The sequence below is a fragment of the Brachybacterium saurashtrense genome, assembly GCF_003355475.1.
Lineage (GTDB): Bacteria > Actinomycetota > Actinomycetes > Actinomycetales > Dermabacteraceae > Brachybacterium > Brachybacterium saurashtrense.
This window is the reverse complement of record NZ_CP031356.1, coordinates 1109603-1127192: the sequence shown is the minus strand read 5'-3', so window position 1 is coordinate 1127192 and position 17590 is coordinate 1109603. Positions and strand designations below refer to the sequence as shown.

Here is a 17590-nt window from a genome sequence, read left to right as displayed (position 1 = left end):
CACGAGGACGGGCACCTTCCACGGAGACGGACGGACCGATCCAGCATACGCCACGGGCCGGGCCCGACGAGGACCCGGCCCGCGTGGTGCGGCTCTCTCGGCCCGGACCTCAGCCCTGGTACCCGGCGATCTTGGCGAACTCCTCCGCCTTGAGGGAGGCGCCGCCGACGAGCGCGCCGTCCACGTCGGCCTTGTCCATCAGCTCGACCACGTTGGAGGACTTCACGCTGCCGCCGTACAGCACGCGCACGGCGTCGGCGACCTCGTCGCCGTGCAGGGCGCGCAGCGCCTCACGGATCGCGGCGCAGACCTCCTGCGCGTCGTCCGGGGTCGCGACCTCGCCGGTGCCGATCGCCCACACGGGCTCGTAGGCGATGACGATGCTCTTGGCCTGCGCGGCGTCGAGACCCTCGATGCCGCCCTCGAGCTGCGCGAGGGTGTACGTCACGTGCGTGCCGGCCTGGCGCTCCTCGAGCGGCTCGCCCACGCACAGGATCGGGGTGAGGCCCGCGGCGAAGGCGGCCTTCACCTTCGCGTTGGTGACGGCCTCGTCCTCGCCGTGGTACTGGCGACGCTCCGAGTGGCCGACGGCCACGTAGGTGCAGCCCAGCGCCGTGAGCATCGGGCCCGAGACCTCGCCGGTGTAGGCGCCGGACTCGTGGGCGGAGAGGTCCTGGGCGCCGTAGGCGAGCGGGAGCCTGCCCGCGTCCACCGCGACCTGCACGGTGCGCAGGTCCACGAAGGGCGGCAGCACCACGGTCTCTACGCGGGTGGTGTCGACGTCCTTCAGCGTCTCGCCGAGCTCCTCGACCAGGGCGAGGCCCTGCTTCCAGTCGAGGTTCATCTTCCAGTTGCCCGCCATCAGCGGGGTGCGGGTGGTCATGCGTGGTCCTCCTCGAGGATGGAGATGCCCGGCAGGTCCTTGCCCTCGATGAGCTCGAGGCTCGCGCCGCCGCCGGTGGAGATGTGCGAGAAGAGGGACTCGTCGAATCCCAGGGTGCGGACGGCGGCGGCGGAGTCGCCGCCTCCGACCACGGTGTAGCCGGGTGCCGTGGAGAGGACCTCCGCGACCGCGGTGGTGCCCTTGGCGAAGGTCTCGAACTCGAACACGCCCATCGGGCCGTTCCAGAAGACGGTCGCCGCATCGGCGATCTTCTCGCCGAACAGCCGCGCGGTCTCGGGGCCGATGTCCATGCCCTCCTGGTCCGCGGGCATCGCGTCCGCGGCGACCACGGTGGCGGGGGCGTCTGCCGAGAACTCGGGGGCGATGACGGTGTCGATCGGCAGCACCAGCTCCACGCCGTTGGCCTCCGCCCGCTCCATGTACTCGCGGACCACGTCGATCTTCGAGGCGTCGAGCAGGGACTGCCCCACCTCGTGGCCCTTCGCCTTCTGGAAGGTGTAGGCCATGCCGCCGCCGATGAGGATGCGGTCCGCCTTGCCGAGCAGGGAGTCGATCACGCCGAGCTTGTCGGCGATCTTGGCGCCGCCGAGCACCACCACGAAGGGGCGCTCCGGCTGGTCGGTCACCTTGCGCAGGGACTCCACCTCGCCGAGCACCAGCTCGCCCGCCGCGGCGGGCAGCAGGGTGGCGAGCTCGTAGACGGAGGCCTGCTTGCGGTGGACCACGCCGAAGCCGTCGGAGACGAACGCGTCGCCGAGCGCGGCGAGCTGCGCGGCGAAGGCGGAGCGCTCCGCCTCGTCCTTGGAGGTCTCCCCGGCGTTGAAGCGGAGGTTCTCGAGCACCGCGACGCGGCCGTCCTCGAGCCCGGCGACGACCTCCTGCGCGGAGGAGCCGACGGTGTCGGTCGCGAACGCGACCTCCTGGCCCAGCAGCTCGCCGAGGCGGCCGACGACCGGCTGCAGCGAGTACTTCGCCTCCGGTGCGCCCTTCGGGCGGCCGAGGTGGGAGATCACGATGACGCGCGCACCGGCCTCGACCAGGCGGGTGAGGGTGGGCAGCGCCGCACGGATGCGGCCGTCATCGGTGATCGTGGTCCCGTCCAGCGGGACGTTGAGGTCCGCCCGGACCAGCACGCGCGTGCCGCGCAGCTCTCCGAGCGAGTCGATGGTCTTCAGCACTGTGGTGCTCCTTCAGGGTCTCGCCGTCGCGCCGCACGGCGGCACGACGGCAGGGGGGACGAGCGGAGCCCGCCGGTCACCGACCCTGCGGGGCGGCGGCCGGCGGGCTCCGGAGCTGTCCTGGTCGTCAGTGCGACGACGCCGGGATCAGAGGGACTTGCCGACGAGCAGCGAGAGCTCGACGAGGCGGTTGGAGAAGCCCCACTCGTTGTCGTACCAGGAGAAGATCTTCACCTGGTTGCCGTTCACCTTGGTGAGCTGCGCGTCGAAGATGGAGGAGTGCGGATCGCCCTCGATGTCCTTGGAGACGATCGGGTCCTCGGTGTAGCGGAGGATGCCCTTGAGCGGACCCTCGGCGGCCTTCTTCACCGCGGCGTTGATCTCCTCGGCGGTGACCTCGCGGGAGGCCTCGAAGGTGAGGTCCGTGATGGAGCCGGTGGGGACCGGCACGCGCAGGGAGTAGCCGTCCAGCTTGCCCTTGAGCTCCGGCAGCACCAGCGCCACGGCCTTGGCCGCACCGGTGGTGGTGGGGACGATGTTCAGCGCGGCGGCGCGGGCACGGCGCGGGTCCTTGTGCGGGCCGTCCTGCAGCACCTGGTCGGAGGTGTAGGCGTGGATGGTGGTCATCAGGCCCTTGACGATGCCGAACTCGTCGTTGAGCACCTTCGCCACCGGCGCGAGGCTGTTGGTGGTGCAGGAGGCGTTGGAGATGATGTGGTGGCTGGAGGGGTCGTAGTCACCCTCGTTCACGCCGATGACGAAGGTCGCGTCCTCGTTCTTCGCCGGGGCGGAGATGATGACCTTCTTGGCGCCGGCCTCGATGTGGGCCTTGGCCTTCTCGGCGTCGGTGAAGATGCCGGTGGACTCGATGACGACGTCCGCGCCGATTTCGCCCCAGGGGATGTTCTTCGGGTCGCGCTCGGCGTACGCCTTGAAGGTGGTGTCGCCGACGGTGATGGAGTCCTCGTCGTGCGAGACGTCGTAGGGCAGCACGCCGCCGATCGAGTCGTACTTGATGAGGTTCGCGAGCGCCGCGTTGTCGGTCAGGTCGTTGACGCCGACGATCTGGATGTCGGCCTCCTGCTCCAGGGCCGCGCGCAGGAAGTTGCGGCCGATGCGGCCGAATCCGTTGATTCCAACCTTGATGGTCAAGGGTTCCTCCTAGAGTCGCAGACGCTCTGCGACGTTCCGGTACTGACATGGCGCGCACGCCCTCGTACGCTCGGACGACGCCGGCGTGACCGACGACCGTGTCGATCCTATCAACGACCCGGGTCCGGCGACGGGGGCAACCGGTCCTCGTCCACTCCGTGGTCGGTCCCGGCGATCCCGAGCTCCTCGGCACGCTTGTCCGCCGTGGCGAGGAGGCGGCGGATCCGCCCCGCGACCGCGTCCTTCGTGAGCGGCGGATCGGCGAGCCGGCCCAGCTCCTCGAGGCTCGCCTGGCGGTGCTCGAGGCGCAGCCGGCCGGCGGCCTGCAGATGCTCGGGCACCTCGTCGCCGAGGATCTCCAGCGCGCGCTGCACCCGCTGCCCGGCGGCCACGGCCGCCCGGGCCGAGCGGCGCAGGTTCGCGTCGTCGAAGTTCGCCAGGCGGTGGGCGGTGGCCTTCACCTCCCGCGTGGAGCGACGCTCCTCCCAGGTGCGCACCGTCTCCGGCGCCCCCATGTGGCTGAGCAGCAGGGAGATCGCGTCGCCGTCGCGCAGCACCACCCGATCCGCGCCCCGCGCCTCCCGCGCCTTGGACGCGACGCCGAGGCGCCGCGCGGCGCCCACCATGGCCAGCGCCACCTCGGGGCCGGGGCAGGACAGCTCCAGCGCCGAGGACCGGCCCGGCTCGGTGAGGGTGCCGCGGGCGAGGAACGCGCCGCGCCAGGCCGCCTCCGCATCGACCCGCGCCCCGCCCACCACGAACGGCGGCATGCCCCGCACGGGGCGGCCGCGCGCGTCCAGCAGCCCGGTCTGGCGGGCCAGCATGCCGCCCTCGCGCTCCACCCTCACCAGGTAGCGGGTGGTGCGGCGGATCCCCGAGGGGGCGAGCACCGCCAGCTCGGCGCGATGGCCGTACATCTCGGCGATGGCGGCGTGCAGGCGGCGGGCCACCGCGGCGGAGTCCAGCTCCGCCTCGACCACCACGCGGCCGGCGACCAGGTGCAGTCCGCCGGCGAAGCGCAGCATCGCCGCCGCCTCGGCCTTGCGCGCGGAGGGGCGGGTCACCTCGAGGTGGCTGAGCTCCTCCTTGGCCTCACCCGTCAGCGCCATGCGTGTCCTCCTCGGTCTGCGGGGCGGGGGCCCCGGTGGTGCGGTGTGCGCCCGTGCGCGCGGGCTCCGCCCGCCGCTCGGCCTCGACGTCGCCGTAGGCGTCGTCGAACAGGTCACGGTACGCGGCGGCGAGACGGACCGGATCGTGCTGGGAGGTCCCGTTGCCCACGCTCACCTGGCGCAGCAGGGTGCGGATGCCGCGGGCCTGCGCCGCCTCGGCCAGCTCGAGCGCGTCGTCCAGCGTGGTGGGATCGGCCAGCAGCGCCTCGAAGGTGCAGCCGTCCGCCCGCTCCAGCAGCACGTCGAGCATGTCCAGGCTGCTCATGCCCTCGGCCTCCTGCGCACCCACCGAGAGGTTCGCGGTGATGCACCGATGGGCGGGGCTGGTGCGGATCGCCTCGGCGATCTCCGGGATCATCAGGTGCGGCAGCACGGAGGTGTACCAGGAGCCGGGACCGACGATGATCCAGTCGGCGCGCTGCAGGGCGTCGATCACGTCCTGCGGCACCCGCGGCCGCTCCGGGATCAGGTGCACGTCCTCCACCCGCCCCTCGGCGGTGGCGACCTGCCACTGCCCGGAGACGGTGCGCACCGCGCCGTCGGCGCCGCGCACCCGCGCCTCGATGTCCAGCGGCTCCAGCGCCATCGGCAGCACGCGGCCGCGCGCGCCCAGCAGCTCCGCCATCTGGTCGAGCCCCTCGATCGGATCCTCGAGGATCTGCCACAGCGCCACGATCAGCAGGTTGCCCAGCGCGTGCCCGTCCAGCTGCCCTTCGGTGGCGAAGCGGTGCTGGATCACGTCGCCCCAGATCGAGCCCCAGTCGGAGTCCTCGCAGAGCGCTGCGAGCGCCATCCGCAGATCGCCGGGCGGCAGCACCGGCATCTCGGTGCGGATGCGGCCGGAGGAGCCGCCGTTGTCGGCGACGGTGACCACGGCGGTGATGTCATCGGTGAGCAGGCGCAGAGCGCGCAGGTTCGCGGCGAGGCCGTGCCCACCGCCGAGGGCGACCACGCGCAGCGGTCGCTGCGGGTCGTCCCGTCGGCCGCGCCGGGCGCTCACGGAGCGGTCCGCGCCGCGCAGGCGGTTCCCACGGGAACGGGAGGCGATGCTCATTCGCGCCCCAGATCCCGGTGACGGATGCGCACCGCGTGGCCCAGCCGGCGCAGCTCGTCCCCGATCCGCTCCGCCACGGCCACGCTGCGGTGCTTGCCGCCCGTGCAGCCGATCGCGAGCGTGGTGAAGTGCTTGTTCTCGGCGCTGTAGCCGCGCAGCACCGGCGTGATCATCTCGAGGTAGCGGTCCACGAACTCGGCGGCGTTGGCGTCCCCCAGCACGAAGTCCGCGACCTCGGGATCGGTGCCGCGCCGGGGGCGCAGCTCGGGCACCCAGTACGGGTTGGGGATGAAGCGCACGTCGCTGACGTGATCGGCCTCGAGCGGGATCCCGTACTTGAACCCGAAGGAGAGCATCGTCACGGTGAGGCGCTGCTCCTCGCTGGTGCCGAAGACGGTGCGCATCTTCATGGTCAGCTGGTGCACGTTCAGCGGCGAGGTGTCGATCACCAGGTCCGCCATCCGCCGGTAGGGGGCGAGCATCTCCCGCTCGCGACGGATGCCCTCGAGCACCCCCTCCTCCCCCTGCAGCGGGTGGGGGCGGCGCACCGAGTCGAAGCGCCGCACCAGGGTGGACTCGTCCGCGGTGAGGAACAGCAGGCGCAGCCGCAGATCGGCGCGCCGCAGCTCGGCGACCACGTCGCCCAGCTCGTTGAAGAACGCGCCGGAGCGGGGATCCACCACCACGGCGAAGCGGTTCTCGCCGCCCACCGCGCTGGCGCGCAGCTCGTACAGGGTGCCGATCAGCTGCGGAGCGATGTTGTAGACCACGTACCAGCCCAGGTCCTCCAGGGCGTGGGCGGCGGTCTCCCGGCCGGCACCGGCCAGGCCGGTGATGATCACGACATCGCCCCGGGTGTCGGTGCCGGGGCGCGGTGCGGGGTCCTCCATCGGGAGCGCTCCTTCCAGGACTCGGTCGGGGTGTGCGGCGGGGCTCAGCGGTCGAGGATCTCACCCGTCGCCGTGTTCACGGCGACCCCGAGCGCCTCGTCCTCGACGACCGGCTCCGCTCCCGCGTCCCCGCCCGACTCCGCGGCGCTCCCCTCCTCGGATCGTAGCGCGAGCGCGATCTGCGCGGCGAGCGCGGGGCCGATGCCGTCCACCGCCACCAGCTCCTCCTCGCTCGCCGCGCGGATCGCGGAGACGGTCACGAAGCGGTCCAGCAGCGCCCGCCGACGCGCCGGGCCCAGGCCCGGGATCCCGTCGAGGGCGCTGGCCTGCATGGCGCGACCCCGCTTGGAGCGGTGGTACGTGATCGCGAAGCGGTGGGCCTCGTCCCGCAGCCGCTGCACCAGGAAGAGCGCCTCGGAGGTGCGCGGCAGGATCACCGGGTACTCCTCGCCGGGCAGCCAGATCTCCTCCAGCCGCTTGGCGATCCCGGCCAGGGCGATGTCGGTGATGCCCAGGTCGTCGAGGGCGCGCTGCGCGGCGGCCACCTGCGGCGGCCCGCCGTCGACCAGCAGCAGCGAGGGCGGGTACGCGAAGCGGCGACGGTCCTCGTCGTCCGGGGCGGGCGGGTCGAGGTGGTGCTTGAGGCGGCGCGCGATGACGTCGTACATCGACGCGGTGTCGTCGCGGGCGGCGGCGCCGGTGACCGAGTAGCGCCGGTACTCGCTCTTGCGGGGCAGGCCGTCCTCGAACACCACCTGGGAGCCCACCACGTTCGTGCCGTGGGAGTGGGAGATGTCGAAGCACTCGATGCGCAGCGGCGGCTCGTCGAGCTCGAGCGCCTCGCCGAGGTCCTCGAGCGCCTTCGTGCGAGCGGTGAGGTCCCCGGCGCGCTTGAGCCGGTGCAGCCGCAGCGCCTCGGCGGCGTTCTCGCCCACCGTGCGCAGCAGCTCCTTCTTCTCCCCGCGCTGCGGGACGCGGAGGTCCACGCCCCGGCCCAGCAGCTCCCGCACCTGCTCGAGGTTCGCCGGCAGCACCGGCACCAGCACCTCCCGCGGCGCCTCCCCCTCCGCGTAGAGGGTGGTGAGCGCCCGCTCCACCAGATCGGGGGCGGCCGAGTCGTCGAGGATCTCCGCGGTCCAGCCGCGCTGCCCGCGGATCCGACCGCCGCGCACGTGGAACACCTGCACCGAGGCCTCGAGCTCGTCCTGGGAGAGGGCGATCAGGTCCGCGTCGGTCGCGTCCGAGAGCACCACGGAGTTCTTCTCCATCACCTTCTCGAGCGCCTGCAGGTCGTCGCGCAGACTCGCGGCGGTCTCGTAGTCCATCGCCGCGGCGGCCGCCTTCATCCGCTGCTCGATGCGGCGGGTGTAGGTGGAGGTGTTGCCGGCCATGAAGTCCGCGAACTGCTCGGCGAGGCGCCGGTGCTCCTCCTCCGAGATGTCGCCCACGCACGGGGCGGAGCACTTCCCGATAAAGCCCAGCAGGCAGGGGCGGCCGGCGCGCTCCGCCCGCCGGTACACCCCGGCGGTGCAGGAGCGGACGGGGAACACCCGCAGCATCAGGTCGAGGGTCTCGCGGATCGCGCCCACCTGCGGATAGGGCCCGAAGATCCGGTCCCCCTTCGCGCGGGGGCGGCGCGTGATGTGCACCCGCGGCACCTTCTCCCCCATCGTCAGCGCCAGGTACGGGTAGGACTTGTCGTCGCGGAACTTGACGTTGAACCGCGGGTCGAACTCCTTGATCCAGGTGTACTCGAGGGTGAGCGCCTCCACCTCGGTGCCCACCACGGTCCACTCCACGCTCGCGGCGGTGGTGACCATCCGCCGCGTGCGCTCGTGGAGCACGGAGAGATCCTGGAAGTAGTTCACCAGGCGCTGGCGGAGGTTCTTCGCCTTGCCCACGTAGATGACCCGGCCGTGCTCGTCCCGGAACCGGTACACCCCCGGGCGGGTGGGGATGGTGCCGGTCGCGGGACGGTAGGTCGACGGGTCCGCCATCAGGAGGCCGTCGCCTCCCGCGCCCCGGCCCGGTGCGTCCGTCCGCTCGCGAGCATCGGGGCCAGGAAGTGCCCGGTGTGGGATCCGGGCGTCTCGGCGACCTGCTCCGGGGTGCCGGTGGCGACCACGCGACCGCCGCCCGCGCCGCCCTCGGGCCCCAGGTCGATCACGTGGTCCGCGGTCTTGATGACGTCGAGGTTGTGCTCGATGACGATCACGGAGTTGCCCTTGTCCACCAGGCCGCCGAGCACCTCGAGCAGCTTGCGCACGTCCTCGAAGTGCAGGCCCGTGGTGGGCTCGTCGAGCACGTAGATGGTGCGTCCGTTGGAGCGCTTGTGCAGCTCGGAGGAGAGCTTCACACGCTGCGCCTCGCCGCCGGAGAGGGTGGTGGCGGACTGCCCCAGCTTCACGTAGCCCAGGCCCACGTCCACCAGGGTCTGCATCTGGCGCCGGATCGCGGGGACGGCGTCGAAGAACTCCAGCGCCTCCGCGATGGACATCCCCAGCACCTCGGCGACGTTCTTGTCCTTGAACTTCACCTCGAGGGTCTCGCGGTTGTAGCGCTGGCCCTTGCACACCTCGCACTGCACGTACACGTCGGGCAGGAAGTTCATCTCGATCTTCAGCGTGCCGTCGCCGGAGCAGGCCTCGCAGCGGCCGCCCTTGACGTTGAAGGAGAAGCGCCCGGCGGTGTAGCCGCGGATCTTCGCCTCGTTGGTCTGGGCGAACAGGGTGCGCACCCGGTCCCACACCCCGGTGTAGGTGGCGGGGTTGGAGCGCGGGGTGCGGCCGATCGGCGACTGGTCCACGTGCACCACCTTGTCGAGGTGCTCGAGGCCGGTGACGCGCTTGTGGCGGCCGGGCACGATCCGGGAGCGGTTCAGCTCCTTGGCGAGCACCGCGTACAGGATGTCGTTGACCAGGGAGGACTTCCCGGAGCCGGAGACGCCGGTGACGGCGGTGAGCACGCCGAGCGGGAAGCTGACGTCCTGCCCGGTGAGGTTGTTGGCGCGGGGTGCGACGACCTTCAGCATCCGGTCGCGGTCCACGGGGCGTCGCACGGGCGGGACGGGGATCTCGAGCTCGCCGGAGAGGTAGCGGCCGGTGAGGGACTCGGCGTTGCGCATGAGCGCCTCCACCTCCCCGGAGTGCACCACCTGGCCGCCGTGCTCCCCGGCCAGCGGACCGATGTCCACCACCCAGTCGGCGGCGTGGAGGGTGTCCTCGTCGTGCTCGACCACGATCAGGGTGTTGCCGAGGTCGCGCAGACGCTCGAGCGTGCCGATGAGGCGTGCGTTGTCCCGCTGGTGCAGGCCGATCGAGGGCTCGTCGAGCACGTAGAGCACGCCCACCAGGCCGGAGCCGATCTGGGTGGCCAGGCGGATGCGCTGCGCCTCGCCGCCGGAGAGGGTGCCGGCCGCGCGGGCCAGAGTGAGGTAGTCCAGCCCCACGTCGAGCAGGAAGCCCAGGCGGGAGCGGATCTCGCGCAGCACCTCGTCGGCGATCGCGGCCTCCCGCTCGCCCAGCTCGAGGGAGTCGTGGAAGGTGTGCGCGTCCCGGATGGACATCTCGCACACCTCGGCGATGGAGCGCCCGCCCACCCGCACCGCGAGCACCTCCGGGCGCAGTCGCGCGCCCCGGCAGGCGGGGCAGGGCACCTCGCGCATGAACTGCTCGTAGCGCTCCTTGGCCCAGTCCGACTCGGTGTCGGCGTGGCGCCGCTCGAGGAAGTGCATGACGCCCTCGAAGCCGGTGGAGTAGGTGCGCTCGCGCCCGAAGCGGTTGCGGTACTTCACGTGCACCTGATGGTCCTTGCCGTGCAGCAGCGCCTCGCGGGCCCGCTGCGGCAGGGCGCGCCACGGCGTGTCCAGGGAGAAGCTGAGCTCCTCGGCGAGGCCGGCCATCACCTCCAGATGACGGTCGGTGGAGCCCATCGCCCAGGGCGCGATGGCGCCGTCGGCGAGGGAGAGGTCCTCGTCGGGGATCACCAGCTCGGGGTCGACCTCGAGCCGCTGGCCCAGGCCCGTGCACTCGGGGCAGGCCCCGTAGGGGGCGTTGAAGGAGAAGGTGCGCGGCTCGATGTCGTCGATCGCGAGGGGGTGGTCGTTGGGGCAGGCGCGCTTCTCGGAGAAGCGGCGGGTGCGGTCCGGGTCCTCGGCGTCGAGGTCCACGAAGTCCACCAGCAGGATCCCCTCGGCCAGTCGCAGCGCGGTCTCCACCGAGTCGGTGAGGCGGCGCCGGGAGTCCGGCTTCGCGGCCAGCCGGTCCACCACCACCTCGATGGTGTGCTTGTAGCGCTTGTCGAGGGAGATCTCCTCGTCCAGGCGCCGGTTCTCCCCGTCGATCCGAGCGCGGGCGTAGCCCTGGGAGCGCAGGGCGCTGAGCAGGTCCACGTGCTCGCCCTTGCGGCCCTGCACCACGGGGGCCAGCAGCTGGAAGCGGGTGCCGGGCTCCTGGCCCAGCAGGGTGTCCACGATCTGCTCCGCGGAGGAGGAGCGCACCGGCTCGTCGCACACCGGGCAGTGCTGCTCGCCGGTGCGGGAGAACAGCAGGCGCAGGTAGTCGTAGATCTCGGTGATCGTGCCCACCGTGGAGCGCGGGTTGCGGTTGGTGGACTTCTGATCGATGGAGACCGCCGGGGAGAGCCCCTCGATGAGATCCACCGAGGGCTTGTCCATCTGCCCCAGGAACTGCCGCGCATAGCTCGAGAGCGACTCCACGTAGCGCCGCTGCCCCTCGGCGAAGATGGTGTCGAAGGCCAGGGAGCTCTTGCCCGAGCCGGACAGGCCGGAGAACACCACCAGCCTGTTGCGGGGGATGTCGATGTCGATGTTCTTCAGGTTGTGCTCGCGCGCACCACGGACGACCAGCGATTCACTCACCGGGCCATACTAGGCACCCGCACCGCCGTTCGAACAGTTGTTCGGGAGAGACGAAGGCGACATACTGGGGGCATGGCTGATCATGACTACACCGGACACGCCGAGCCCGGGGGCGAACCCACCACCCGCGACCTCCGCGACCTGCAGATCCGCAAGCTCTCCGTGGGGCCGATGGACAACAACGCCTATCTGCTCACCTGCCGCGCCACCGGCGCGCAGCTGCTGATCGACGCCGCGGCGGAGCCGGACGCGCTGCGCCGGATGATCGCGGCGGGCTCCGCGCACAACGCCCTGGACCTGCTGGTCACCACCCACAGCCACCACGACCACGTGGGCGCGCTGGCCGCGATGATCACCGCCACGGGCGCCCGTACCGCCGCCGGTGCGGAGGACGCGAAGGAGATCGCCGAACGGATCGACGTCCCGCTCGCGCACGGGGACGTGCTCGAGTTCGGCGAGCAGCAGGTGGAGATCATCCATCTGCGCGGCCACACCCCCGGCTCCGTCGCGGTGCTGTGGCGCGGCGGCGACGAGGGCGATCACCTGTTCACCGGTGACTCCCTCTTCCCGGGCGGCGTGGGCAACACCGACAAGGATCCGCAGCGCTTCGCGCAGCTGATCGACGACGTCGAGCAGCGGATCTTCGACCGTCTCGGCGACGACACCTGGGTGTACCCCGGGCACGGCGACGACACCACCCTCGGGGCGGAGCGGCCCTCGCTGCCGGCCTGGCGCGAGCGCGGCTGGTGACCGCTCCCCCTCCGCCGGGCCCGCCCCTCTGCGTGCTGGGCCGGGCGGAGGGCGCTCGGATCGCGGTGCGCACGCTCGCCCCCGGCGGGACGATCACGGCGGAGCAGAGCTGCGGGACGGCCGAGCTGCCGGCCCTGGCGGCGCGCCTCGAGGCGGAGAGCGCCCCCCGCTGGGTGCTCAGTGATGCCGCCGCCTGGTCCCCCGTGCTGCTGCGTGCGGGGGTGACGCCCGCCCGCTGCCACGACCTGCGCCTGGTGCACCGCATCCTGCGCCACTCGGAGCTCGTCCCGGCCGCGGAGCGGGGCGGCGGGCCGACGGCCTGGGACACGCCGCACGAGCCGGAGGAGCCGGCCCGGGGGCAGGACCTCGGCGCGACGCTGTTCGAGCTGGATTGTGGTTCCTCGGCCTCGCACGGCGTGCCCGACGGGATCGAGGAGGCCTGCGCGGAGCTGTCCCGCCAGCAGCAGGCGATCGCCGCCGCCGAGGACCCGGCGCGGCTGCGCCTGCTGCTCGCCGCGGAATCGGCCGGCGCGCTGATCGCCGCCGAGCTGCAGGCGGCAGGCATCCCCTGGGACGTGGCCGAGCACGACAGGATCCTCACCGAGGCGCTCGGACCGCGTCCCTCCCCCGGCACCCTCCCCTCCCGGATGGTCGAGGCCGCGGCCGAAGTGCGCGAGGCGCTGGACGATGCGACCGTGTCCCTGGACTCGCCGCCGAAGCTGCTGCGCGCCCTGCACCGGGCCGGGATCGACGTCCCCTCCACCTCGCAGTGGGAGCTGCAGGGGAAGGATCATCCGGCGATCGCGCCGCTGCTGCGGTACAAGAAGATGTCCCGCCTGCTCACCGCGAACGGCTGGGCATGGCTGGACGAGTGGGTGCACGAGGGCCGGTATCGGCCCGTGTACGTGCCCGGCGGCGTGGTGACAGGCCGCTGGGCCTCGAGCGGCGGCGGGGCGCTGCAGATCCCGCGACAGCTGCGCCCGGCGCTGCGCGCCGACCCCGGATGGCGCCTGGTCAGCGCCGACGTCTCCCAGCTGGAGCCGCGGGTGCTGGCGGCGATGTCCGGCGACGGCGAGATGATCGCCGCCGGTGCCGGGAAGGACCTGTACTCCGGGATCGTCGAGGCCGGGATCGTGCCCACCCGGCAGGAGGCGAAGATCGGGGTGCTGGGGGCGCTGTACGGCGGCACCACCGGGGACAGCGGACGCGTGGTGCCGAGGCTGCGGCAGACCTTCCCCGACGCGATGGCGCTGGTGGACGGCGCCGCGGCGACCGGGGAGCGCGGCGGCACGGTGTCCACCTGGCTGGGGCGCTCCTCCCCCGCCGTCGAGGAGTCGTGGACGCTCGCACAGCGCAGCGCCTTCGGCCCCGAGTCGACACCCGCCGAGCAGGAGCGCGCCCGCCGCACGGCCCGTGAGCGGGGCCGCTTCACCCGCAACTTCGTGGTGCAGGGCACCGCGGCCGAATGGGCGCTGTCGTGGATGGCGGCGCTCCGGCTGCGCCTGGCGGCATTCCCGGAGGTCGCCGCGGACGAGCGGGCCGACGCCTCGGGGCCGGTGTTCTCCCGGCGGGCGCATCTGGCGTTCTTCCTCCACGACGAGGTGATCGTGCACGCCCCGGCCGCGCAGGCGGAGGCCGCGGCCGCCGCGATCCGGGAGTGCGCCGACGCCGCCGGGCGGCTGCTCTTCCCCGGCAGTCCGATCGACTTCCCGCTGGATCTGTCGATCACGGAGCGTTCGGCGGAGAAGTGAGCGCCGCGGGCCTCCCTGCGACCGCTGCCGCAGTGCGGAGGAGACCGGCGCGGCGTGCAGCGGAGGACCACCGTCACCCGTGCCGTGCGAGGTCCGCGAGGATCCGCTCGAGCATCGCCTCCTCGTCGAGCTCCTCGCCGAGGACCAGCTCCCCGGGGACGCCGAGCACGTCGTGGGGGCGGTACCAGGCCGCGACCACCTCGGCGGGCACGTGCGCCGCGATCGACTTCCCGGCATGGCGACGCAGCGTCTCCGGCAGGCTCACGTCGAGGTAGTACACGAGGGGCGGGCCGGGGGCATCCTGCAGCAGCCGCGCGAACATGCCGTGGTACCGCTCGGCGCCGAAGATGCCCTCGAGGACTGTGATCCGCCCGATCCCGAGGCAGTGCCGGACCATCGACTCGAGCAGGCCGACGGTGTCGCCCGGGCCGCTGTCGTGCTCCCACAGCAGCTCGCGGCGCACATGGTCCTGCCCGATCACCGCGACCTCGCCGCGCGGCAGGGCGCGCTGGACCCGGCGCGCGATCGTGGACTTCCCCGAGGCGGAGTTGCCGCGCAGGACGACGAACGGCGGCGCGCATCGAGGAGTCGTCATCGCGTGATCCTGGCAGATCTCGGGGCCCCGTCCCGGGCACTACACGCCTGTGCGCTCCGGGGTCAGCGCGGAGAGCTCCTCGAGCAGGAACTCCATGCGACGCTCGCCCAGGAGCGGGCTGAGCGGCTGGGAGAACCAGTCCTGCCAGAGCTCGTCGAGCTGTGCGGCGGTGGGCTCGGTTCCTGGGCGGAGCAGCTCCGCGATCGCCGCCGCCTCCGGGGCGTACTCGTCCTCGGGCACGCCGTCCGTGCCCGGGGCGAGACCCATCGGGTCCTCCCGGGTCAGGAGGGTGAGGACCTGCTCCTGCCTCGACGTGGCTGCGTTCTCGGGGGCCCGCTCGTCGAGGAGGGTCGAGGCCAGGGTCACCGCACCTGTGGCGAGCCCGATCCAGACGCGAGGGGCCTGCACGCCGCGCCGGCGCAGGAAGCCTTCGACCGCGCCATCCAGTCGGAGGCCGGCCGCACCGGCTCCGGCCATCAGGCCGCCGAGGGCGAGCGAGAGAGCCGCCTCGGGGAGGGTCGGCATCCGGAGCCCGCGGGGACGACGCGGCGCATCGCCGCCGTCCGCTGCTCCCGGCCGTCCCTGCGCTGCGAGGAGGCTGACGCCTGAGGTCAGCATCGCGGGGAGCGCGACATAGCCGGCGCGCACCGGGCGCGGGAGGCGGTGCACCGGGATCATCCCGAGGCCGGACGCGGCGGCGGTGCCGACGGCCAGGGACACGATCCGGGAGCGCTGGGACTGGGGCACGGGGTCCTCCTTCTCTCGCGACGAGACGCGCCGCGGGGCGCGTCCACGACGCTATCGGGGAACACCGACCGGGACGGACGGCGATCGTCGGCGCGGGGGGCGACCTTCGCCGCTCCTCCTCGGATGAGGGACGATGGCCCGATGCGTCTGTGGTCACTGCATCCCCGCCACCTCGACCGCCAGGGCCTCACGGGCTGCTGGCGCGAGTCGCTGCTGGCCCAGGCGGTGCTGGCCGGGCGCACGCGAGGGTACCGATCCCATCCCCAGCTCGAGCGCTTCCGCGCACAGGCCGATCCCCTCGCATCGGTCGGCGCGTATCTCGCGGTCCTCGCCGAGGAGGCGTCGACGCGCGGGTACCGCTTCGACCGCTCCCGGATCGACCACCGGCCCGCCCCGGCGGTCAAGGGCGGGGACGGACGCGAGGACGATGTGCCGAGGATCCAGGTCGCCGTCGGTCAGCTCGACCTCGAGTGGCGGCATCTGCTCCACAAGCTCGAAGTGCGCAGTCCGGAGCACTGGGAGCGTGCGAGAGCGCTGGCGGGGCCGACGGCGCATCCGCTGTTCGAGGTGGTGGCCGGCCCTGTCGAGAGCTGGGAGCGTGCCGAGGAGCTGCCGCGCTGAGCACACAGCTGCCTCGAGAACGCCGCGCCCGTCGATGCCGGGACGCTGCGGAGACCGCAGCGCCGGCACACCCGGAAAGAACCGGAAGGATTCTTCTGATGTCGGGACGACGGACACAGTGCGACAGCACGTCACGCAGCCACCCAGGCGTTTCGGCAGCATTCTTCCGAAACAGGAGCAGTGGTGGCAGACTTCCTCGCATCGACCCGGCATTCGGAAGGATCGTTCCGGCATGACTCACCATCTCGACCCCGCGGCAGAGATCGGCGCTGCGATCCGTCGAGCCCGCAAGGAGGCCGAGCTCACGCAGCAGCAGCTCGGCGAACTCTCCGGGGTGTCCGACCGCACGCTGCGCGACATCGAGTCCGGCGCGGGCAGCCCCGCACTGCGGTCCGTGCTCACCGTGCTCACCGTGCTCGGCCTGCACGTGACGGTCACGCCGTGAACCAGCTTCCGGACCTCGGCGGACGACGAGCTGACGCTCCTGCTCGCCGTCGGCGCCGACGCCCCCGGGGACGTGCAGGTAGTTCCGGCGGGAAGCGTCCCCGCGGAGCCGTCACCGCTCGCGGACGCGGACCCCGCTCACCTCGATTTCCGCTCCCTCACCGATGCCCCTGACCGCCATGCCCTTCCCGGTGTGCAGGCCAAGGCGTCGGCCACCATGCTCACCTCGCCGTTCACCACCACGGCCGAGCGGGCGCTGCTGAAGATAGATCCGCCGGACCATCCGCATCTCGTGGCGAACGAGGAGCTCCACCTCGCTGCGGCCCGGGCGCTGCGCCTCCCCGTCGCCGAGCATCGAGTGGTGAGAGACGGGCAGGGCGTCCCCGGTCTGCTCGTGACCAGGTTCGACCGGGTTCTCGTCGAGGACGGCGCGAGCGATCGTCTGGCCATGGAGGACGCGGCGCAGGTGCTCGACGTCCTGCCGGCCGCGAAGTACGCGGTCACCAGCGAGGAGGCGGCCCTCGCCCTCGCACGGCGCACGGCAGCCCCCATGCTCGCCGTGCGCAATCTGTATCTGCAGTTCCTCTTCGCGTGGCTCACCGGGAACGGAGACCTGCACGCGAAGAACATCTCGATCCTGCGGGCTCCGGACGGCCGCTGGCAGGTGGCCCCGATCTACGACGTCCCCTGCACGGCGGTCTATCGGGACTTCACCATGGCCCTGAGCGTCGACGGACGCACCACGAGCCTCCGCACCCGTCACTGGGAGTCGTTCGCCGACTCGCTCGGGCTCCCGCCGCCGGCCGCCCGGAGCGCGATGGCTCTCGCGCTGCGAGCAGCCCAGAAGGCCGATCTGCGCACGCTGCCATTTGAGGGCTCCCCGCTGCACGTCGCGCTGCGGGAGATCGGCCATCGCCGCGCGCAGCTGGAGCCGTGAGACTCACGTCGGTCCGGAAGCTCCGTCGTCGGCCCGGTCGACGTCGCGCTCCAGCGCGAGGCGGAGCCAGCGCGAGACGCGGTCCCCGTCCGGCACGTCGGCGAGGTCGATGCGCAGCCAGCGGACCTCGCGCAGCTCGAGGGAGGTGCGCACCTCGAACCCGTCGGCGCTGCCCGACAGGAGCGTGAGGGTGTCGCGCTTGCCCTCGGTCCTCGCCTCGAGGGTGCTCAGCTCCGCGAGCTCGCCCCGGATCGCGAGGCCGAGCTCCTCGCGCACCTCGCGCCTGGCCGCCGAGGCGGGAGTCTCCCGGGCAGGGCGGTAGCGCCCTCCGGGCAACGCCCACCGGTCCTGGTCCACGTAGGAATGGCGCACGGCCAGGAACAGCTCGGGCCGCTCGGGGTGGCGCAGCAGCACCTTCACACCGTAGGTGCGCGGCGTGCGCACCCGCCACCAGAACCGGCGCAGCCGGTGCCCGGCGGTCAGCACGGCGCCCAGCGCGCGCCCGCGCCTTGTCGTCAT

The 17590-nt window shown here is 72.6% G+C and carries 16 protein-coding genes; 5 read left to right on the top strand and 11 right to left on the bottom strand.

Annotated features, from left to right (window positions below; all coding sequences use genetic code 11):
- Positions 1–109 precede the first annotated feature (109 nt).
- The 8 genes from tpiA to uvrA all read right to left on the bottom strand — a co-directional run bounded on the left by tpiA (position 110) and on the right by uvrA (position 11226).
- Positions 110–883: a triose-phosphate isomerase gene (tpiA, locus tag DWV08_RS05110; protein ID WP_115412806.1), complete on the bottom strand. Its 774-nt coding sequence runs from the start codon at positions 881–883 to the stop codon at positions 110–112.
- Positions 880–2082, bottom strand: a complete 1203-nt coding sequence (locus DWV08_RS05105) for a phosphoglycerate kinase (protein WP_115412805.1) — start codon at positions 2080–2082, stop codon at positions 880–882. Before DWV08_RS05105 ends, tpiA begins: the two co-directional genes overlap by 4 nt.
- 147 nt (positions 2083–2229) lie before the next feature.
- Positions 2230–3234 carry a type I glyceraldehyde-3-phosphate dehydrogenase gene (gene gap, locus DWV08_RS05100; protein WP_115412804.1) on the bottom strand — a complete coding sequence of 335 codons (1005 nt, stop codon included), beginning with the start codon at positions 3232–3234 and terminating at the stop codon, positions 2230–2232.
- A gap of 110 nt (positions 3235–3344) precedes the next feature.
- Complete coding sequence (whiA, locus tag DWV08_RS05095) at positions 3345–4343, bottom strand: DNA-binding protein WhiA (protein ID WP_115412803.1); 999 nt, start codon at positions 4341–4343, stop codon at positions 3345–3347.
- Complete coding sequence (locus tag DWV08_RS05090; RefSeq protein WP_115412802.1) at positions 4327–5457, bottom strand: gluconeogenesis factor YvcK family protein; 1131 nt, start codon at positions 5455–5457, stop codon at positions 4327–4329. Before DWV08_RS05090 ends, whiA begins: the two co-directional genes overlap by 17 nt.
- A complete protein-coding gene (rapZ, locus tag DWV08_RS05085) occupies positions 5454–6347 on the bottom strand; it encodes an RNase adapter RapZ (protein WP_115412801.1) in 894 nt (297 codons plus the stop codon). Before rapZ ends, DWV08_RS05090 begins: the two co-directional genes overlap by 4 nt.
- A gap of 44 nt (positions 6348–6391) precedes the next feature.
- Positions 6392–8344, bottom strand: coding sequence for an excinuclease ABC subunit UvrC (gene uvrC / locus DWV08_RS05080; RefSeq protein WP_115412800.1), 1953 nt, complete (start codon positions 8342–8344; stop codon positions 6392–6394).
- Positions 8344–11226, bottom strand: a complete 2883-nt coding sequence (uvrA, locus tag DWV08_RS05075) for an excinuclease ABC subunit UvrA (protein ID WP_115412799.1) — start codon at positions 11224–11226, stop codon at positions 8344–8346. The genes uvrC and uvrA overlap by 1 nt, the downstream gene beginning before the upstream one ends.
- A 72-nt stretch (positions 11227–11298) precedes the next feature.
- Here uvrA and DWV08_RS05070 point away from each other — a divergent pair, with 72 nt between their 5' ends.
- Both DWV08_RS05070 and DWV08_RS05065 read left to right on the top strand, forming a co-directional pair.
- Complete coding sequence (locus DWV08_RS05070) at positions 11299–11976, top strand: MBL fold metallo-hydrolase (RefSeq protein WP_115412798.1); 678 nt, start codon at positions 11299–11301, stop codon at positions 11974–11976.
- Positions 11973–13727: a bifunctional 3'-5' exonuclease/DNA polymerase gene (locus DWV08_RS05065; RefSeq protein ID WP_277601791.1), complete on the top strand. Its 1755-nt coding sequence runs from the start codon at positions 11973–11975 to the stop codon at positions 13725–13727. The genes DWV08_RS05070 and DWV08_RS05065 overlap by 4 nt, the downstream gene beginning before the upstream one ends.
- Before the next feature lie 73 nt (positions 13728–13800).
- On the opposite strand, the gene DWV08_RS05060 is transcribed toward DWV08_RS05065, so the two are convergent.
- Together DWV08_RS05060 and DWV08_RS05055 are read right to left on the bottom strand one after the other, a co-directional pair.
- Positions 13801–14322 carry an AAA family ATPase gene (locus DWV08_RS05060; RefSeq protein ID WP_115412796.1) on the bottom strand — a complete coding sequence of 174 codons (522 nt, stop codon included), beginning with the start codon at positions 14320–14322 and terminating at the stop codon, positions 13801–13803.
- Positions 14323–14361: 39 nt separating this feature from the next.
- Positions 14362–15069, bottom strand: a complete 708-nt coding sequence (locus DWV08_RS05055) for a hypothetical protein (RefSeq protein ID WP_115412795.1) — start codon at positions 15067–15069, stop codon at positions 14362–14364.
- 141 nt (positions 15070–15210) lie between these two features.
- Between DWV08_RS05055 and DWV08_RS05050 the strand changes: the two genes are divergently transcribed.
- From DWV08_RS05050 to DWV08_RS05040, 3 genes are all read left to right on the top strand, one after another.
- Positions 15211–15690: a pyrimidine dimer DNA glycosylase/endonuclease V gene (locus tag DWV08_RS05050; RefSeq protein WP_115412794.1), complete on the top strand. Its 480-nt coding sequence runs from the start codon at positions 15211–15213 to the stop codon at positions 15688–15690.
- 232 nt (positions 15691–15922) lie between these two features.
- Entirely contained in the window at positions 15923–16135 is a 213-nt protein-coding gene (locus DWV08_RS05045; RefSeq protein ID WP_115412793.1) for a helix-turn-helix domain-containing protein, read from the top strand.
- A gap of 72 nt (positions 16136–16207) precedes the next feature.
- Positions 16208–17071 carry a type II toxin-antitoxin system HipA family toxin gene (locus DWV08_RS05040; RefSeq protein WP_338142907.1) on the top strand — a complete coding sequence of 288 codons (864 nt, stop codon included), beginning with the start codon at positions 16208–16210 and terminating at the stop codon, positions 17069–17071.
- 3 nt (positions 17072–17074) lie between these two features.
- On the opposite strand, the gene DWV08_RS05035 is transcribed toward DWV08_RS05040, so the two are convergent.
- Complete coding sequence (locus DWV08_RS05035; RefSeq protein ID WP_115412791.1) at positions 17075–17590, bottom strand: NUDIX domain-containing protein; 516 nt, start codon at positions 17588–17590, stop codon at positions 17075–17077.

What these genes read in the sequence shown, in the direction of transcription:
- tpiA (WP_115412806.1), bottom strand. Translation starts at nt 883, where the DNA reads ATGACCACCCGCACCCCGCTGATGGCGGGCAACTGGAAGATGAACCTC.
- whiA (WP_115412803.1), bottom strand. Translation starts at nt 4,343, where the DNA reads ATGGCGCTGACGGGTGAGGCCAAGGAGGAGCTCAGCCACCTCGAGGTG.
- DWV08_RS05090 (WP_115412802.1), bottom strand. Translation starts at nt 5,457, where the DNA reads ATGAGCATCGCCTCCCGTTCCCGTGGGAACCGCCTGCGCGGCGCGGAC.
- rapZ (WP_115412801.1), bottom strand. Translation starts at nt 6,347, where the DNA reads ATGGAGGACCCCGCACCGCGCCCCGGCACCGACACCCGGGGCGATGTC.
- uvrC (WP_115412800.1), bottom strand. Translation starts at nt 8,344, where the DNA reads ATGGCGGACCCGTCGACCTACCGTCCCGCGACCGGCACCATCCCCACC.
- DWV08_RS05070 (WP_115412798.1), top strand. Translation starts at nt 11,299, where the DNA reads ATGGCTGATCATGACTACACCGGACACGCCGAGCCCGGGGGCGAACCC.
- DWV08_RS05060 (WP_115412796.1), bottom strand. Translation starts at nt 14,322, where the DNA reads ATGACGACTCCTCGATGCGCGCCGCCGTTCGTCGTCCTGCGCGGCAAC.
- DWV08_RS05050 (WP_115412794.1), top strand. Translation starts at nt 15,211, where the DNA reads ATGCGTCTGTGGTCACTGCATCCCCGCCACCTCGACCGCCAGGGCCTC.
- DWV08_RS05045 (WP_115412793.1), top strand. Translation starts at nt 15,923, where the DNA reads ATGACTCACCATCTCGACCCCGCGGCAGAGATCGGCGCTGCGATCCGT.
- DWV08_RS05035 (WP_115412791.1), bottom strand. Translation starts at nt 17,590, where the DNA reads ATGACGACAAGGCGCGGGCGCGCGCTGGGCGCCGTGCTGACCGCCGGG.